This window comes from Streptomyces sp. enrichment culture, from assembly GCF_964273255.1.
Lineage (GTDB): Bacteria > Actinomycetota > Actinomycetes > Streptomycetales > Streptomycetaceae > Streptomyces.
This window is the reverse complement of the sequence record NZ_OZ186835.1, coordinates 2010137-2026842: the sequence shown is the minus strand read 5'-3', so window position 1 is coordinate 2026842 and position 16706 is coordinate 2010137. Positions and strand designations below refer to the sequence as shown.

Below are 16706 nucleotides of genomic sequence, written 5' to 3'. Positions count from 1 at the left end.
TCCCGGACAGCTCATGTCAGTGCATGGGACGAGGAGTAGGGTGCCCGCATGTCTCGCAGCATCAATCTCGCAGTGATCCCCGGTGACGGCATCGGCCAGGAGGTCGTGACCGAAGGGCTCAAGGTCCTCTCGGCCGTCCTTCCGCAGGATGTGAAGCTGGAGACCAGGGAGTTCGACTTCGGCGCCCGGCGCTACCACGCCACCGGTGAGACCCTCACCGACGCCGATCTGGCCGAACTCCGCAAGCACGACGCCATCCTGCTGGGCGCCATCGGCGACCCCGGCGTCCCCTCCGGGGTCCTGGAGCGGGGCTTCCTGCTCAAGCTGCGCTTCGCCTTCGACCACCACGTCAACCTGCGGCCGAGCAAGCTCCTGCCCGGCGTGGCCACCCCGCTCGCGGGCCAGCCGGAGATCGACTTCGTCGTCGTCCGCGAGGGCACCGAGGGCCCCTACACGGGCAACGGCGGCTCCATCCGCACCGGCACGCCCCACGAGGTCGCCACCGAGGTCTCCGTCAACACGGCCTACGGCGTCGAGCGCGTGGTCCGCGACGCCTTCGCCCGCGCCCAGGCCCGCCCCCGCAAGAAGCTGACGCTGGTCCACAAGAACAACGTGCTGACCTTCGCCGGCCACCTGTGGACCAACATCTTCCACAAGGTGGCCGAGGAGTACCCCGAGGTCACCACCGAGTACATCCACGTCGACGCCGCGACGATCTACCTCGTCACCGACCCGGCCCGCTTCGACGTCATCGTCACCGACAACCTCTTCGGCGACATCATCACCGACCTCGCCGCGGCCGTCTCCGGCGGCATCGGCGTCGCCGCGAGCGGCAACATCAACCCTTCGGGTGAGTTCCCCTCCATGTTCGAGCCCGTGCACGGCTCGGCCCCCGACATCGCCGGCCAGGGCAAGGCCGACCCGACGGCCACCGTCCTGTCCGTCGCCCTCCTGCTGCGCCACCTCGGCCACGAGTCCGAGGCCGCCCGCATCGAGGACGCCGTCTCCGCCGACCTCGCTGAACGCGGTGACCTGCCCGCACGCAGCACGTCCGAGATCGGCGACGCGCTCGCCGTACGGGTAGCCGGCTGACCGGGCGCGCTCTCGACCACACACGAAGCCGCCGGGTCCCTTCCGCGCCCGGCGGCTTCCGCATGTCCCCGCCGGGTGCCACCATCGACCAACGGGCCGCATTCACCCCGTTTCTTCCGCAGCCGCCCCCGGGCGATAATCGAACGCGGAGCCGCGGAATGAGGGAATGCTCGGACGTCCTAGTAACGGCCACCGGCCGTACGGGAGTGTGCGCGGCTCGTCACTACAACCGGTGAAGGACAGACCACTCATGACGACGCCCACGATCGAGCTCAAGCCCTCCGCCCATCCGCTCTCGGACGCAGAGCGCGAGGCGATCCTGGCCAACCCCGGATTCGGCCGCCACTTCACCGATCACATGGTGACGATCAAGTGGACGGAAGGCCGCGGCTGGCACGACGGCCAGCTCGTCCCGTACGCGCCGATCCCGCTCGACCCCGCCACCACCGTCCTGCACTACGCGCAGGAGATCTTCGAGGGACTGAAGGCCTACCGGCACCCCGACGGCTCCGTCGCCACCTTCCGGCCGGAGAAGAACGCCGAGCGCTTCCGGCGTTCCGCCCGCCGCCTGGCCATGCCGGAGCTGCCCGTCGAGACGTTCCTCGAGGCGTGCGACGCGCTGGTCCGCCAGGACAAGGCGTGGGTCCCGGCGCACGGCGGCGAGGAGTCGCTCTACCTGCGCCCGTTCATGATCGCCACGGAGGTCGGGCTGGGGGTCAAGCCCGCCAACGAGTACCTGTTCCTGGTCATCGCCTCCCCGGCCGGCGCCTACTTCCCGGGCGGCGTGAAGCCGGTCTCCATCTGGGTCTCCGAGGACCGCGTCCGCGCCGTCCCCGGCGGCATGGGCGACGCCAAGACCGGCGGCAACTACGCCGCCTCCCTGCTCGCCCAGGCCGAGGCCGCCGCCGAGGGCTGCGACCAGGTCTGCTACCTCGACGCCACGGAGCACACCTGGGTCGAGGAACTGGGCGGCATGAACCTCTACTTCGTGTACGGCGACCGGATCGTCACGCCCACCCTCACCGGTTCCATCCTGGAGGGCGTCACCCGCGACTCCCTGCTGACCGTCGCCCGCGACCTGGGGTACGAGGCCGTGGAGGAGCGCGTCTCCGTCGACCAGTGGCAGCGCGACTCCGAGAACGGCACCCTCACCGAGGTCTTCGCCTGCGGCACCGCCGCCGTCATCACCCCGGTCGGCACCGTCAAGCGGGCCGGCGCCGAGTGGCAGCAGAGCGGCGGCGAGCCCGGCGAGGTCACGCAGCGGCTGCGCCAGGCCCTGCTCGACATCCAGCGCGGCACCGCCGAGGACAAGCACGGCTGGATGCACCGGCTGGGCTGACCGGCCGGGCTGACCGGCCGGGCCAGAGGCGTCATGGGCCGGCCGGTCCGCGTCGCTCGCGGACCGGCCGGGCGACCGGTTCCGGCCGGTGCGACGCCACCGGACACCGGGGGCCGTCTCGGGACATCACGTTCCGGGGCGGCCCCCGAGCCGTGCCCCGCGGCAGCGGGCGGTCCCGTCAGCTCCACGGAGGGGGCGGGGGAGCGTCAGGGGGGCGGGGAGTTCGTCCCTGGGCCCATGGCCGGGACGCCTCCGCCCGCATCCTGAGACGGCCGCCGGACGCGGGGGCGGAATGTGCCAGACTGCCCCCGTGCTCTCGTTCGCCACGATTATTGGCAGCAGGCGCGCCGGTCCGCAGTGACCGCACGTACGACACGGTACGGGCGGACACCGTCGTCCTCGACCCGCGCGCAGACCTCTCGCACCCGCGAGGGGTTTTTCTGTTTCCTGGCCCATCCGCAGCCGGGGGACGGGCGCGAGGGACCATGGAGAGACGGTGGAACCGGTCATTCCGGTAGACCGAGATCAATATCAGGAGCCTTCAGACCATGACCGCAACCAGCGAGCCCGACGACTCGTTCCACGTCTTCGACACCACCCTGCGCGACGGCGCCCAGCGCGAGGGCATCAACCTCACGGTCGCCGACAAGCTGGCCATCGCACGGCACCTGGACGAGTTCGGCGTGGGCTTCATCGAGGGCGGCTGGCCCGGCGCCAACCCGCGTGACACCGAGTTCTTCGCCCGCGCGCGGCAGGAGATCGACTTCACCCACGCCCAGCTGGTCGCCTTCGGCTCCACCCGGCGCGCCGGTACCACCGCGGACAAGGACCCCCAGGTCAGGGCGCTCCTGGAGTCCGGCGCACCCGTGATCACCCTGGTCGCCAAGTCCCACGACCGCCACGTCGAACTCGCCCTGCGCACCACGCTCGACGAGAACGTGGAGATGGTCCGCGACACCGTCGCCCACCTGAAGGCCCAGGGCCGCCGCGTCTTCGTCGACTGCGAGCACTTCTTCGACGGCTACCGCGCCAACCCCGGCTACGCCAAGGCCGTGGTCCGCGCCGCCTCCGAGGCCGGTGCCGACGTCGTCGTCCTGTGCGACACCAACGGCGGCATGCTCCCCGCGCAGATCCAGGCCGTGGTCGCCACCGTGCTCGCCGACACCGGGGCCCGGCTCGGCATCCACGCCCAGGACGACACCGGCTGCGCGGTCGCCAACACCCTCGCCGCCGTCGACGCGGGCGCGACCCACGTGCAGTGCACGGCCAACGGGTACGGCGAGCGGGTCGGCAACGCCAACCTCTTCCCGGTCGTGGCGGCGCTGGAGCTGAAGTACGGCAAGAAGGTGCTGCCCGAGGGGCGGCTGCGCGAGATGACCCGCATCTCGCACGCCATCGCCGAGGTCGTCAACCTCACGCCGTCCACCCACCAGCCCTACGTCGGCGTCTCGGCCTTCGCGCACAAGGCGGGCCTGCACGCCTCCGCCATCAAGGTCGACCCGGACCTGTACCAGCACATCGACCCCGAGCAGGTCGGCAACACCATGCGGATGCTGGTGTCCGACATGGCCGGCCGCGCCTCCATCGAGCTCAAGGGCAAGGAACTCGGCATCGACCTCGGCGACGACCGCGACCTGGTCGCCCGGGTCGTGGAGCGGGTCAAGGAGCGCGAACTGGCGGGCTACACCTACGAGGCGGCCGACGCCAGCTTCGAACTCCTGCTGCGGGCGGAGACCGAGGGCCGCCCGGTGAAGTACTTCGCCGTCGAGTCCTGGCGCGCGATCGTCGAGAACCGTCCCGACGGCAGCCACGCCAACGAGGCCACCGTCAAACTCTGGGCCAAGAGCGAGCGGATCGTCGCCACGGCGGAGGGCAACGGCCCGGTCAACGCCCTGGACCGGGCGCTGCGCGTAGCCCTGGAGAGGATCTACCCCCAGCTCGCCAAGCTGGAGCTGGTCGACTACAAGGTCCGCATCCTGGAGGGCAAGCACGGCACCCAGTCCACGACCCGGGTGCTCATCTCCACGTCCGACGGTGCGGCGGAGTGGTCCACGGTCGGCGTCGCGGACAACGTCATCGCCGCGTCCTGGCAGGCACTGGAGGACGCGTACGCGTACGGACTGCTGCGCGCGGGCGTCGAACCGGTCGCGTAGGACCGGGGCCGGGCGGCCGGGCCGGGCGCGTCCGGGCCGGCCGCCCGGCGTCCAACCCGGCCGCCCGGCGGGCCTGACCGTGGCGTGGCTAGTGGCCAGTGGCTCGTGGCTGGGGTCGTGGCGCGGGCGGGAGTGTTTCCGATTGCGGCCGTCTTCGCATTCTTCCGCGCACCCGATGTCCGTTTTCTGTTCGATTCGGGTAGCTTCGGGAGTATGAAGGTCGCGCTGTCGCGTACATCGATACGCCTGCTGATCGTCCCGGTGGCCGCCGCACTGGCGGTGCTGCTGGGCACGGCGCCCGGCGCGCAGGCGGCCACCGACCTCTCGGAGGTCGGCCGGGCCCTGCGCGAGAGCCCCGTGTACGTCGCTCCCGAAGCCGAGGACATCCTGTCGGAGTCGGATGCCGAGGCCCTGGCCGACCGGATCGAGGACGCGGACAAACCCGTCTTCGTCGCCGTTCTCCCGGCCGACCAGCCGACCGAGAACCTCTTCCGCAACCTGCGCACCGAGACCGGCGTGACCGGCCTCTACGGCGTCCGGCTGGGCGACCGGTTCGACGCGCGCGCCGACAGCACCGTGGTCAGTCCCCGGGGCGTGCGCAACCTGGTCGCGGCCGCACAGGGTGCCGGGGACGCCAAGGCCCAGCTGAACGACTTCGTCGACGACGCGCTGCGCACCATGGAGGGCTCGGCGCCCGGCAGCTGGAACGAGGGCGGCGGTGAGGTGCCGGTCGGCGGGCTGATCACGGTCGGCGCCGTGCTGGCGGCGGGCGGCGCAGGCGTGTACACCCTGTCCCGCCGCAACCGGCGCCGTCACGAGGAGGAGCAGCGGGCCGCTCTGGAGAAGCTGCGGGTGGTGGTCGACGAGGACATCACCGCGTTCGGCGAGGAACTCGACCGGCTCGACTTCCACCCGGCGGAGGCCGGTGCCGACGACGCGATGCGCACCGACTACGAGCACGCTCTGGACGCCTACGAGCAGGCGAAACGGCTGATGGCGGCGGCCCGCAAACCCGAGGACGTCAAGGCGGTCACCCAGGCCGTGGAGGACGGCCGGTTCTCCCTGGCCGTGCTCGCCGCCCGCCGTGAGGGCAGGGAACTGCCCGCGCGGCGCCCGCCGTGCTTCTTCGACCCGCGGCACGGCCCCTCGGTCGCCGACGTCCGCTGGACACCCCCGGGCGGGGCGGCGCGGGACGTGCCGGTGTGCGCGGCCGACAAGACCCGTCTCGACGACGGGCTCGACCCGGCGGTGCGCGAGGTCGACACGGCCGACGGGCGCCGCCCCTACTGGGAGGCCGGTCCTGCCTACGGTCCCTGGGCCGGCGGCTACTTCGGCGGCGGTCTGCTGCCCGGTCTCCTCGTCGGCACCATGCTCGGCGGCATGATGGCCGGACCCGCCTACGCGGCCGACTACGGCGCGGGGTACGGCGATTTCGGCGGCTACGAGGGCGGCGACCTGTCCGGTGCCGACTTCGACCCCGGCGACTTCGGCGGGGGGTTCGGCGGCGGCGACTTCGGCGGTGGCGGTTTCGGCGGCGGGGACTTCGGCGGCGGCTTCTGACTTCTGCCGCCGACCGGGGCGAGCGGCTTGCGCCCGCCACCCGTCGCCCTGTGCCTGCGCCCTCCGCCGACGCCGGATCGAGCACGCGACCCCGGCCTCGCCCCGGACTCAGACCCCGACCCCGACCCTGGCTCAGACCCGACCCCGACCCCGACTCCGATCCCGGAACGGAGCCTCCTGCCGCCGCCCAGCCGGGCTAGTGACCGGAGCCTCACGACGCCTTCGCCGGCGAAGAACCGGCGCCCCGCCCCCGGTCAAGCCCGGGGGACAGGAGCGCGCCCCCGGCGCGCTCCCTGTCCAGGTGCCGCACGCGCCGGGTGGCAAACCCCGCCGCACTCCCTGCACGCCCGCACCTCACACGCCCCCCGGCGCGGAGGGCTGCGGCGCCCGCCTCGCTCCCGAGGTCGTCCGCACCACCCACCGCCGTGCCGGGCCAACCGTGCCCAGCCAACCGTGCCGGGCCGACCACGCCCCGGCCGCCGTGCCCGACCGACGCTCCCCGCACCCGCCGCTCGCCGCTCGCCGCTCGTCGTAGGGGCCGGACATGCCGAGCGCCCGCCTTCCGGCACCAGGTGCCGTCGGACGGGCGCGCTCAGAGGGTGGCGCGGCGGGGCCGCGCCGCCGGGGGTCAGGCGTTGCGGATCGCCGAGATGTCGAAGTTCAGCTTGATCTTGTCGGAGACGAGGAAGCCACCGGTCTCCAGCGCGGCGTTCCAGGTCAGGCCCCAGTCCGCGCGGGAGATCTCGGCCTTGCCCTCGAAGCCGACGCGCTGGTTGCCGAACGGGTCGGTGGCGGCGCCGTTGTACTCGACGTCGATGGTCAGCGGCCGGGTGGTGCCCAGGATCGTGAGGTCACCCGTGACGCGGTACTCGCCGTCGCCGGCCGCCTCGATCCCGGTGGAGCGGAAGGTCATCGCCGGGAACTCGTCCGTCTTGAAGAAGTCGGCGCTCTTGAGGTGGCCGTCACGGTCGGCGTTGCCGGTGTCGATGCTGTCCATCACCACGTCGATGGAAGCCGTGGACTTCGACGGGTCGGAGCCGTCCAGGTGCAGCGCGCCGGTGAACTCCTTGAAGCTGCCCTTGACGTTGGTGACCATGGCGTGCCGGGCGACGAAGCCGATGGTGGTGTGCGAGGGGTCGATCGTGTAGTCACCGGTGAGAGCGGACAGGTCCGGCCCCGCGGCGGTCGCGGTGGCGGTGGCGGTCGCGGTGTCGTCGCTCTTGCGGTTGAAGATACCCACGGTCTTTCTCCTTCTGGGGACGGGGTGAACGGGGGATCCCGTTCAATGTTCAACTAACTCAACAAGACCCACCGTAGACCCATTCCCTTCAAAGTTCAACATCTTTTGGGAAGTGGCGAAAAGAATCAGCCGGGCATCGACGCCGCCGGTCCGCCCGAACGCCGAACCCCCCGCCGGCACACCCTCTGGCTGGACCACGGCACCGACCCCGCCGACGCCCGTTACGTCTACGTCCTGCTGCCCGGTGCCTCCCGGCGACGCGTCGCCCGCCGGGCCGCCGACCGCGGCCGGCTGCGGATCCTGGCCGGCGACGGCAGCCGGCAGGCGGTCGCCCTGCCCCGCCTCGGCCTCCCCGCCGCCGGCTTCTGGCACCCGGGCACCGCGGGACCGCTCACCGCCTCGTCCCCGGCGGGCGTGCTGGTCCGCCGCACGGAGGGGACCGCTACCCTCTGCGTGAGCGATCCGACCCGAACGGGCGAACCGCTGCAGATGATCTGGGATCACCCGGTCCGGGGGCCCGTACGGGCCGGCCGGACCGTGGAAATCCTCGCCCTCCGGCCCCGGCCGCGGCTGCGCGTCACTCCGGGGGAGGCAGGTGCCACGCACCGGTGTGAGCCGACCCTCACCCGAACGGCTTTGTGCCACCCCTACAAGCGGCACGCCCTCTGAGCAGTCGGAAAGCCTGCACACCGCCGTGGTTCTGTTCAGTGGTACCAGGAAATCGCCGTCGAGACTGTGAGGAGTCGACGGCTCGCAATCACCCGTCGACTTCGTAAGGTCACTACATGACCGTTTTGGACGAGGCGCCGGGTGAGCCGACCGACCTGCCGGAGGAACCGGCCGACGCGCGCGGCCGCGTGGCCGAACTGCACGAGATCCGTGCGCAGGCGCTGGCCGGCCCGAGCGAGAAGGCGACCCAGGCCCAGCACGCCAAGGGCAAGCTGACCGCACGGGAGCGCATCGAGCTCCTGCTGGACCCGGGGTCCTTCCGCGAGGTCGAGCAGCTGCGCCGGCACCGGGCCACCGGGTTCGGTCTGGAGGCCAAGAAGCCCTACAGCGACGGTGTGATCACCGGCTGGGGCACCGTGGAGGGCCGCACGGTCTTCGTCTACGCCCACGACTTCCGGATCTTCGGCGGCGCCCTCGGCGAGGCCCACGCCACCAAGATCCACAAGATCATGGACATGGCCATCGCGGCCGGTGCCCCGCTGGTCTCCCTCAACGACGGCGCCGGCGCCCGGATCCAGGAGGGCGTCTCCGCCCTCGCCGGCTACGGCGGCATCTTCCAGCGCAACACCAAGGCCTCCGGCGTCATCCCGCAGATCAGCGTGATGCTCGGCCCGTGCGCGGGCGGCGCGGCCTACAGCCCCGCCCTGACGGACTTCGTGTTCATGGTCCGCGACACCTCGCAGATGTTCATCACCGGCCCCGACGTCGTCAAGGCCGTCACCGGCGAGGAGATCACCCAGAACGGCCTGGGCGGCGCCGACGTGCACGCCGAGACCTCCGGGGTCTGCCACTTCGCGTACGACGACGAGGAGACCTGCATCGCGGAGGTGCGCTACCTCCTCTCGCTCCTCCCGCAGAACAACCGCGAGAACCCGCCGCGCGCCGAGAGCTCCGACGCCGCGGACCGCCGCGGCGACGTCCTGCTCGACCTGGTCCCGGCCGACGGCAACCGGCCGTACGACATGGCCAAGGTCATCGAGGAGATCGTCGACGACGGCGAGTACCTGGAGGTCCACGAGCGCTGGGCGCGCAACATCATCTGCGCGCTGGCCCGGATGGACGGCCAGGTCGTCGGCATCGTCGCCAACCAGCCGCAGACGCTGGCCGGCGTGCTCGACATCGAGGCGTCCGAGAAGGCCGCCCGCTTCGTGCAGATGTGCGACGCCTTCAACATCCCGATCCTCACCTTCCTGGACGTCCCCGGCTTCCTCCCGGGCGTCGACCAGGAGCACGGCGGCATCATCCGGCACGGCGCCAAGCTGCTCTACGCCTACTGCAACGCCACGGTGCCGCGCATCTCGCTGATCCTGCGCAAGGCGTACGGCGGCGCCTACATCGTCATGGACTCCCAGTCCATCGGCGCGGACCTCACCTACGCCTGGCCCACGAACGAGATCGCCGTGATGGGCGCCGAGGGCGCGGCCAACGTCATCTTCCGCCGTCAGATCGCCGACGCCGAGGACCCCGACGCCATGCGCGCCCGCATGGTCAAGGAGTACAAGTCGGAGCTGATGCACCCCTACTACGCGGCCGAGCGGGGCCTGGTCGACGACGTCATCGACCCCGCCGAGACCCGCGAGGTCCTCATCAGGTCCCTGGCGATGCTGCAGTCCAAGCACGCCGACCTGCCGTCCCGCAAGCACGGCAACCCGCCCCAGTAACCGGACGGACCCGCCGCGGCAACCCCGCGGACCCCTCTCCCAGGGAGACTGAGCCCCATGAGCACACCCGACATCCGCGTCGAGAAGGGCCACGCCGAGCCCGAGGAGGTCGCCGCCATCACGGCGATCCTGCTGGCCCGTGCGGCGGCCCGCCCCGCCGACACCGCCCCGGCCCACCGCGGCCGCGCGAAGGCGGGCTGGCGCCGCCTGGAGCGCGAGGGCGGCTTCCGCGCCCCGCACAGCTGGCGCTGAGCCCGCGCGGACCCCGGTCCGCACCGGACGCGTCCGACGCCACCGGCCCCGAGAGGTCCCTCCCGCAGCTTGGGAGGGGCCTCTCGGCGTCGTGGTGTGCGGTGCCGTACGCGCGGGCGGGCGGCCGTGGTGTGGGACCGGCCGTCGCGGGGGACCAGCCGCCGTGTGGGGCCGGCCGTCGCGGGGGACCGGCCGTCGCCGGACCGCGGAAGGGGCGGCAGGCCGTCGTGGGACGGCATACAACAGCCCCCGGCAGCCCGATGGCCGCGGGGGCGTTGCTCCGTCCGGCGCCGCCGGGGCGCCGGGTTCCGCCGGGGAGGCGGCCGGTTACCGCAGACGCGCCATCAGCGCGTGCTCCACGAGCGTGATGAGCGTCGACTTGGCGTCCGAGCGGTGGCGGGCGTCGGTGGTGATGATCGGGGTGTCGGGCCCGATCTGCAGCGCCTCGCGCACCTCGTCCGGCTGGTAGGGCTGCTGTCCGTCGAAGCCGTTGAGGGCGATGACGAACGGCAGTCCGCTGTTCTCGAAGTAGTCGACGGCGGGGAAGCAGTCGGCGAGCCGCCTCGTGTCGACGAGGACGACCGCGCCGATGGCGCCGCGCACCAGGTCGTCCCACATGAACCAGAACCGGTCCTGGCCGGGCGTGCCGAACAGGTACAGGATCAGGTCCTGGTCGAGCGTGATACGGCCGAAGTCCATGGCCACCGTGGTGGTGGTCTTGTCCCCGGTGTGGGTGAGGTCGTCGATGCCTGCGGACGCAGACGTCATGACGGCCTCTGTGCGCAGCGGGTTGATCTCCGAGACGGCGCCGACGAACGTGGTCTTGCCCACGCCGAAGCCGCCCGCCACCACGATCTTCGCGGAGGTGGTGGAGCGGGAAGGACCGCCGCTAGAGCTTGCGAAGTCCACTGAGCACCCTTTCGAGCAGTGTCACGTCTGGCTGGCCGCCGGCGTTCTCGTCGCCGCCGGGCTGATGGATGGCGACCAGTCCCGCCTCCGCCAAGTCGGCGACGAGGATCCTGGCCACGCCGAGAGGGATGGTCAGCAGGGCCGAGATCTCGGCCACCGACTTGATCTCCCGGCAGAGGTTGCAGATCCGCTGATGCTCGGGCAGCTGGCCCTGCATCTGGTGCGGCTGCGCGGTGGTGTGCACCAGTGCCTCGATGGCGAGCTGGTACCGCGGCCTGGTGCGGCCGCCCGTCATGGCGTACGGGCGCACCAGGGGACTGTTCGACGCCCCGGCGGGCGTCGGCTCGGGGGCGCGACGCTGTGGCTGCACGGGCTGGATGCGCGGCGCGTGCGGCTGGTCGTACGGCGAGGGACCGGGGTCCTGCGGCGCGTACGGCTGCCGGTGGTCGGGGGCGGAGGGGTAGCCGTACCCGCTCTGGGCACCGTCGTTCGGGCCCTGTGCAGGGCCGTACGACCAGTTGCCCGACGACGAACCGCCTGGGGGTGTTGCCACTTTCTCCTCCTCCGACTGTGCCTGGCATCCATCATGCTGGAGCCGCGTCCCGAAACCTTACGGCCCCGGGACGACAAAGCGCACCGTCCGTCTGTTAGTTGAGAAGGCTCCCTTGGAGCTCCGCACGAAGATCCGGGGTGAGAACGGTACCGGCCCGGTCCACCAGGAGGGCCATCTCGTACCCGATGAGGCCGATGTCCGCCTCCGGGTGTGCCAGGACGGCGAGCGACGAACCGTCGGAGATGGACATGATGAACAGGAATCCCCGCTCCATCTCCACAACCGTCTGGTTCACGCTGCCGCCCTCGAAGATCCGGGAGGCGCCTGCCGTCAGAGACGTCAGACCGGAGGCGACGGCCGCGAGCTGGTCGGCGCGGTCGCGGGGGAAGCCTTCGGACATCGCCAGAAGGAGTCCGTCGGCGGAGACCACCACCGTGTGGGACACCCCCGGGGTGTTGTCCACGAAGTTGGTGATCAACCAGTTCAGGTTCTGTGCCGCCTGGCTCATCGGGCTCACACTAACGCTCCTGGTTGTAGGTGCTGTCAGGACCGAAGCCCTGGCCGTTCGTTTCACTGCCTGCGTTGCGGCCCCGTTGGACACCGCGCCGCAGGTTGCTCAGCCTGCCCCGGACGTCCTCCGGGGCGCGGGAGACCTGGGGGCCTCCCTGAGGAGTGGTTTCGGCGGAACCCTGGACCAGGTTGGCCTTGGGCACCCGCCGCGGCAGACCCGAGGAGGTCACTCCGCCCGCCTTGGGCTTCCGGAGCTGCGAGGCCTGCTGCCAGCGTTCGTCGTTCGCCGAACGCCAGCCGCTGCCGTCGCCGTTGGTCTCCGGAGTGGAGGCCGGCGTCTCCTGGCCCGCGTGCCGCGCGCCGCCCGTGGCGCCGCTCGCGGTCGATCCGCGGCGGGGCAGCCCGGCGTCGGTCAGCTCGTGGGCGTCGGAGGGGGCCGGTCCCGGACGGTCGAAGCCTACGCCGTCCCGCTCACCTGCGTCAGCGGCCTGCGTCGATTCCGACTCCTGGGCACCCGCAGGGTACTGGGCAGGGTAGCCGTTGCGGTAGCCGTCGGCCTGCGGCCAGTCGTCCTCGCGGCGCCGGTCGGCGAAACCGGGGAACGACTCCGGGGAGGCACCCGCCGGTCCGCCGGCCGGGGACTGCTCCGGGTACCCGGGGTCCGCGTAGGCGCCGTTCGCCGCGTAGGCGTCGTTCTGCTGGGCGTCGCCGCCGGGCGCGTAGTAGCCGTTGTCGTAGGACTGCTGCTGCGTGTTGCCGTAGGCCTGCTGGTCGCCGCCGTCGTACGCCTGCTGGTCGTACCCGGCCTGCTGCTGCCCGCCGTACGCCGGGGCCTGCTGCTGGTCCCGGTAGCCGTCGTCGAAGCCCTGGGCGGCTTGGACGCCCGCGTCGTAACCCGGGCCCCGGTCGTAGTCCTGGGGGGCGGCGAACTCGCCGGTGGCCCCGGCCTCGTCCGCGGCGGGAGCCTCGGACGGCTGCTGGGCCTCCAGGGCCGCGCGGCGGCCCTCGCGCATCAGCGAACGGCCCACCGGGTCCAGGTCGCGCAGGTCGTCCGGGACCTCGTAGCGGCTGTCGTCGAACCCGAGCTCCGCGGCGGTGCGCAGCGGCTGCTGGTTGAAGTCCTCGCCCTGGAAGTTCTGCTCCGGGATGATCTGCGAGACCGTGAACTCGTCGTGGCCCGGCTGCTCGCCGCCGCCACCGTGGGTGATCGCGTCCGGCAGCATGACCAGCGAGGTGGTGCCCGCCTGCTCGCCCGACGGGCGCAGCTGGACGCGGATGCCGTGCCGGTCGGACAGCCGGCCGACCACGAACAGGCCCATGCGCTGCGAGATCGCGGCGTCCACGGTCGGCGGGTTGGCCAGCTTGTGGTTGATGTCCGCGAAGTCCTCGGCGGTCAGGCCGATGCCCTTGTCGTGGATCTCGATCATCACGCGGCCGTCGGGGAGACGGGTCGCGGTGACCCGGACCTTCGTCTGCGGCGAGGAGAACGTGGTGGCGTTCTCCAGGAGCTCGGCCAGCAGGTGCACGAGGTCGGTCACGGCGCGGCCGTGGATCTCCGCCTCCGGCACGCCGGACAGCTCGATGCGCTCGTACTGCTCCACCTCGGAGGAGGCGGCGCGGATCACGTCGACCAGCGGGACCGGCTGGTCCCAGCGGCGGCCGGGCTCCTCGCCGGCGAGGACGAGGAGGTTCTCGCCGTTGCGGCGCATACGGGTGGCCAGGTGGTCCAGGCGGAAGAGGTTCTCCAGCTGGTCCGGGTCGGCCTCGTTGTTCTCCAGGTCGGTGAGCAGGGTCAGCTGGCCCTCGATCAGCGACTGGTTGCGGCGCGAGAGGTTGGTGAAGATCGCGTTGATGTTGCCCCGCAGCAGGGCCTGCTCGGAGGCGAGCCGCACCGCCTCGCGGTGGACCTGGTCGAAGGCGCGGGCGACCTCGCCGATCTCGTCCGTGGAGGTGATCGGGATCGGTGCGACCCGGGTGTCGACCCGGCCGGGCTCGGTCCGGGAGAGCTGGTCGACCAGCATCGGCAGGCGCTGCTCGGCGATGCCGAACGCGGCGTTGCGCAGCTGGCGCATGGAGCGGCTCATCTGGCGGGCCACCATGCCGGCCAGGATGAACGCGGCGAGCAGGGCGATCACCACGACGGCGCCGGTGATCAGCGCGTCCCGCTTGGCGTCGTCGGCGATGGTCTGGGCCTCGTCCACGGCCTTGTCGACGAGTTCGGACTCGACCTCGCTGTACCCGGCGAACTTGGCGGTGTAGGCACCCATCCAGTTCTTCAGGGTGATGCCGTTCTCCTTGAGCTGCGCCTCGGACAGCGCGCCGGACGCCACGCCCTGGAGCATGTTGTCGGCGGCGGGCATGGCCGTGTAGGCGCCGCCCTGCGTCGAGGAGGACTCGCCGGCGCCGATCGCGGGGCCCTTGTCACCGATGGTCTCGCGCTGCTGGGCCATGATCGCGTCGAGCCGCTCGACGTCGCCCTGCGTGCCGGAGGAGACGAACTCGTTGATCGCGATGCCCTCGAGGTAGCGGTACGACGCGAGGGAGACGCGCTGCTGCTGGGCCACCTCGGGCTTCTGGCTCGGGCGCACCAGCAGGTGCACGCCGATGGAGCGCTGGAGGGAGGCGGCGGCCTTGGCCAGGGAGACCGCGTAGACGGTGCGGCCGTAGCTGGTGACGTTGCCGGTGCCGAGACCGAGTTCGTTGGCGAACTCCATCAGGGAGTGCTGGACGGAGACGTAGCCCTCTTCGGTCTTCACCGGGTCCATGGAGGCGGTGTACGCCTTCTCGCGCAGGGCGGCCAGACCGGTCTCGTTGGAGCGGAAGAGCTTCATCCGCCGGTCCAGCGCCGCGGTGCTCGGCAGGTTCTCGGCGACCTGGTCGAACTCTTCCTTGGCGGCGTCGGTGGCCGCCCGGAGCTTCTTGACCTGCTCCGTCTCGCCCTTGCCCGACAGCAGGTCGGGGGCGGTGAGGTCACGTTCGTTGAGCAGTGCCTGACCGTAGTCGTCGGCGGCGCGCACCAGGAGCGCGACCTTCTCGGCGTCCTCGGCCTCCTGCCAGGTCTCGATCGAGCTGCTCACCTGGAAGCCGCCCATGACGAGGCCGACCAGCACGGGTATGAGCAGGATCGCGTTCAGCCTGGTGGTCACCCGCCAGTTGCGCGGGGAGAAACGGCCACTGCTCGGCGGGGGTGCGGCCGCCGCCTCGGGTTCGGGTACGTGGGCGGGCGCCGCTGTGCGCGGCGGCGGGGTGAAGTTGCCCCGGGCCGACGGCTCGGGACCGTTCGTGCTTCGCCTCACTCGACCAACAACCTCTCGGCGGTCGGCACCTCAGTCGTGCCGCTGTGTCTCAGAACCCTGCTCGTCATCGACTACTGGGTACGTCTTTGACTACTGGGCAGTTCAGGCATTCCAGCATGCCGACCTGCGCTCTTCCAAACAGTCGGCCGCAGGGAAACGGAGTGATGTAAACCCCAGATAAAACGGTCATAGAGAGCGAGCCCCGTCAAAAGGAAGGGCGTTCGTGCGCACAGTGGTACCGGCCGAACGCGTCGCGTATCGACCTCCCCCGATTCCTCTGCCGAAACGTTATGAACACCGGGGCCGGCGGTGTCGAAGGACACGGCCGGCTCCGGTGCTGATACGGCAACTGCCGTATGGATCTTGCTGTTTGATCTACCTCAGGCGGGCCATCAGGGCGTGTTCCACCAGAGTGATCAAGGCGCTCTTGGCGTCCGAGCGGTGGCGGGCGTCGGTGGTGATGATCGGGGTGTCGGGCCCGATCTGCAGCGCCTCGCGCACCTCCTCCGGCTGGTAGGGCTGCTGCCCGTCGAAGCCGTTGAGGGCGACGACGAACGGCAGTCCGCTGTTCTCGAAGTAGTCGACGGCGGGGAAGCAGTCGGCGAGCCGCCTCGTGTCGACGAGGACGACCGCGCCGATGGCGCCGCGCACCAGGTCGTCCCACATGAACCAGAACCGGTCCTGGCCGGGCGTGCCGAACAGGTACAGGATCAGGTCCTGGTCGAGCGTGATACGGCCGAAGTCCATGGCCACCGTGGTGGTGGTCTTGTCCCCGGTGTGGGTCAGGTCGTCGATGCCCGCCGAGGCGGACGTCATGACGGCCTCCGTGCGCAGCGGATTGATCTCCGAGACGGCGCCGACGAACGTGGTCTTGCCCACGCCGAAGCCACCCGCCACCACGATCTTCGCGGAGGTCGTGGAACGGCTCTCGGAGACCGCCCCGCCACTAGAGCTTGCGAAGTCCACTGAGCACCCTTTCGAGCAGTGTCACGTCCGGGGCGCCGGTCGTCTCGTCGCCGCCCGGCTGGTGGATGGCGACCAGCCCCGCCTCCGCGAGGTCCGCCACCAGGATCCGGGCGACCCCCAACGGCATGTTCAGCAGCGCCGACACCTCGGCGACGGACTTCACCTCTCGGCACAGGTGGCAGATCCGCTGGTGCTCCGGAAGGAGTCCCATGAGCGCTGCCGGGTCGGCCGTCGTACTGATCAGTGCCTCGATGGCCAGCTGATAGCGCGGCCTGGTCCGGCCGCCGGTCATCGCATACGGACGTACCAGCGGCTGGTCGCCCTCGTCCTCGTACGGCTCCGCGTACGGATCATGAGAGGCGGTGGGCGGGGTCATGAATCCTCCGGGCGGGACAGCAAGTCGGTCGGTCAAGCCGTCTGAACAGGGCCGGTGGGGGGAATGTGGC

At 71.3% G+C, this 16706-nt stretch carries 13 protein-coding genes and 1 pseudogene; 7 read left to right on the top strand and 7 right to left on the bottom strand.

Annotated elements, in window-relative coordinates; genetic code table 11:
• Window positions 1–48: 48 nt before the first annotated feature.
• The 4 genes from ACSU53_RS08600 (at window position 49) to ACSU53_RS08585 (ending at window position 6144) form a co-directional block, all read left to right on the top strand.
• Window positions 49–1092, top strand: coding sequence for a 3-isopropylmalate dehydrogenase (locus ACSU53_RS08600; protein WP_437026105.1), 1044 nt, complete (start codon window positions 49–51; stop codon window positions 1090–1092).
• A 250-nt stretch (window positions 1093–1342) separates the two neighbouring features.
• Window positions 1343–2431, top strand: coding sequence for a branched-chain amino acid aminotransferase (locus ACSU53_RS08595; RefSeq protein WP_437026103.1), 1089 nt, complete (start codon window positions 1343–1345; stop codon window positions 2429–2431).
• Between the two features lie 548 nt (window positions 2432–2979).
• Window positions 2980–4584, top strand: a complete 1605-nt coding sequence (cimA, locus tag ACSU53_RS08590) for a citramalate synthase (protein ID WP_437026100.1) — start codon at window positions 2980–2982, stop codon at window positions 4582–4584.
• Between the two features lie 213 nt (window positions 4585–4797).
• On the top strand, window positions 4798–6144 hold the full coding sequence (locus tag ACSU53_RS08585; RefSeq protein ID WP_437026098.1) for a hypothetical protein: 1347 nt from the start codon (window positions 4798–4800) through the stop codon (window positions 6142–6144).
• Between the two features lie 628 nt (window positions 6145–6772).
• Here ACSU53_RS08585 and ACSU53_RS08580 read toward each other — a convergent pair.
• Window positions 6773–7384 (bottom strand): YceI family protein, encoded by a 612-nt coding sequence (locus ACSU53_RS08580; protein ID WP_437026097.1) that lies wholly within the window; start codon window positions 7382–7384, stop codon window positions 6773–6775.
• Between the two features lie 153 nt (window positions 7385–7537).
• Here ACSU53_RS08580 and ACSU53_RS08575 point away from each other — a divergent pair.
• The 3 genes and pseudogenes from ACSU53_RS08575 to ACSU53_RS08565 form a co-directional block, all read left to right on the top strand.
• Window positions 7538–8053: pseudogene (locus tag ACSU53_RS08575) on the top strand (polysaccharide lyase beta-sandwich domain-containing protein); the annotation flags it as partial.
• A gap of 116 nt (window positions 8054–8169) precedes the next feature.
• On the top strand, window positions 8170–9774 hold the full coding sequence (locus ACSU53_RS08570) for an acyl-CoA carboxylase subunit beta (RefSeq protein ID WP_437026095.1): 1605 nt from the start codon (window positions 8170–8172) through the stop codon (window positions 9772–9774).
• 57 nt (window positions 9775–9831) lie between these two features.
• Window positions 9832–10026 (top strand): acyl-CoA carboxylase subunit epsilon, encoded by a 195-nt coding sequence (locus ACSU53_RS08565; RefSeq protein ID WP_403642149.1) that lies wholly within the window; start codon window positions 9832–9834, stop codon window positions 10024–10026.
• A 327-nt stretch (window positions 10027–10353) separates the two neighbouring features.
• On the opposite strand, the gene ACSU53_RS08560 is transcribed toward ACSU53_RS08565, so the two are convergent.
• From ACSU53_RS08560 to ACSU53_RS08535, 6 genes are all read right to left on the bottom strand, one after another.
• Window positions 10354–10935 carry a GTP-binding protein gene (locus ACSU53_RS08560; RefSeq protein WP_164334568.1) on the bottom strand — a complete coding sequence of 194 codons (582 nt, stop codon included), beginning with the start codon at window positions 10933–10935 and terminating at the stop codon, window positions 10354–10356.
• Window positions 10916–11488, bottom strand: coding sequence for a DUF742 domain-containing protein (locus ACSU53_RS08555; RefSeq protein WP_437026093.1), 573 nt, complete (start codon window positions 11486–11488; stop codon window positions 10916–10918). The genes ACSU53_RS08560 and ACSU53_RS08555 overlap by 20 nt, the downstream gene beginning before the upstream one ends.
• A gap of 94 nt (window positions 11489–11582) precedes the next feature.
• A complete protein-coding gene (locus tag ACSU53_RS08550; protein ID WP_004983065.1) occupies window positions 11583–11996 on the bottom strand; it encodes a roadblock/LC7 domain-containing protein in 414 nt (137 codons plus the stop codon).
• 10 nt (window positions 11997–12006) lie between these two features.
• Complete coding sequence (locus tag ACSU53_RS08545; protein WP_437026091.1) at window positions 12007–15294, bottom strand: nitrate- and nitrite sensing domain-containing protein; 3288 nt, start codon at window positions 15292–15294, stop codon at window positions 12007–12009.
• A gap of 375 nt (window positions 15295–15669) precedes the next feature.
• Window positions 15670–16260, bottom strand: a complete 591-nt coding sequence (locus tag ACSU53_RS08540) for a GTP-binding protein (protein WP_362092176.1) — start codon at window positions 16258–16260, stop codon at window positions 15670–15672.
• Entirely contained in the window at window positions 16241–16636 is a 396-nt protein-coding gene (locus ACSU53_RS08535) for a DUF742 domain-containing protein (RefSeq protein WP_159535968.1), read from the bottom strand. The genes ACSU53_RS08540 and ACSU53_RS08535 overlap by 20 nt, the downstream gene beginning before the upstream one ends.
• Window positions 16637–16706 lie beyond the last annotated feature (70 nt).

Bases quoted from the DNA above. Each gene is read 5' to 3' on its own strand.
- ACSU53_RS08565 (WP_403642149.1), top strand. From the start codon at position 9,832: ATGAGCACACCCGACATCCGCGTCGAGAAGGGCCACGCCGAGCCCGAG.
- ACSU53_RS08535 (WP_159535968.1), bottom strand. From the start codon at position 16,636: ATGACCCCGCCCACCGCCTCTCATGATCCGTACGCGGAGCCGTACGAG.
- ACSU53_RS08585 (WP_437026098.1), top strand. From the start codon at position 4,798: ATGAAGGTCGCGCTGTCGCGTACATCGATACGCCTGCTGATCGTCCCG.
- ACSU53_RS08570 (WP_437026095.1), top strand. From the start codon at position 8,170: ATGACCGTTTTGGACGAGGCGCCGGGTGAGCCGACCGACCTGCCGGAG.
- cimA (WP_437026100.1), top strand. From the start codon at position 2,980: ATGACCGCAACCAGCGAGCCCGACGACTCGTTCCACGTCTTCGACACC.
- ACSU53_RS08595 (WP_437026103.1), top strand. From the start codon at position 1,343: ATGACGACGCCCACGATCGAGCTCAAGCCCTCCGCCCATCCGCTCTCG.
- ACSU53_RS08600 (WP_437026105.1), top strand. From the start codon at position 49: ATGTCTCGCAGCATCAATCTCGCAGTGATCCCCGGTGACGGCATCGGC.
- ACSU53_RS08550 (WP_004983065.1), bottom strand. From the start codon at position 11,996: ATGAGCCAGGCGGCACAGAACCTGAACTGGTTGATCACCAACTTCGTG.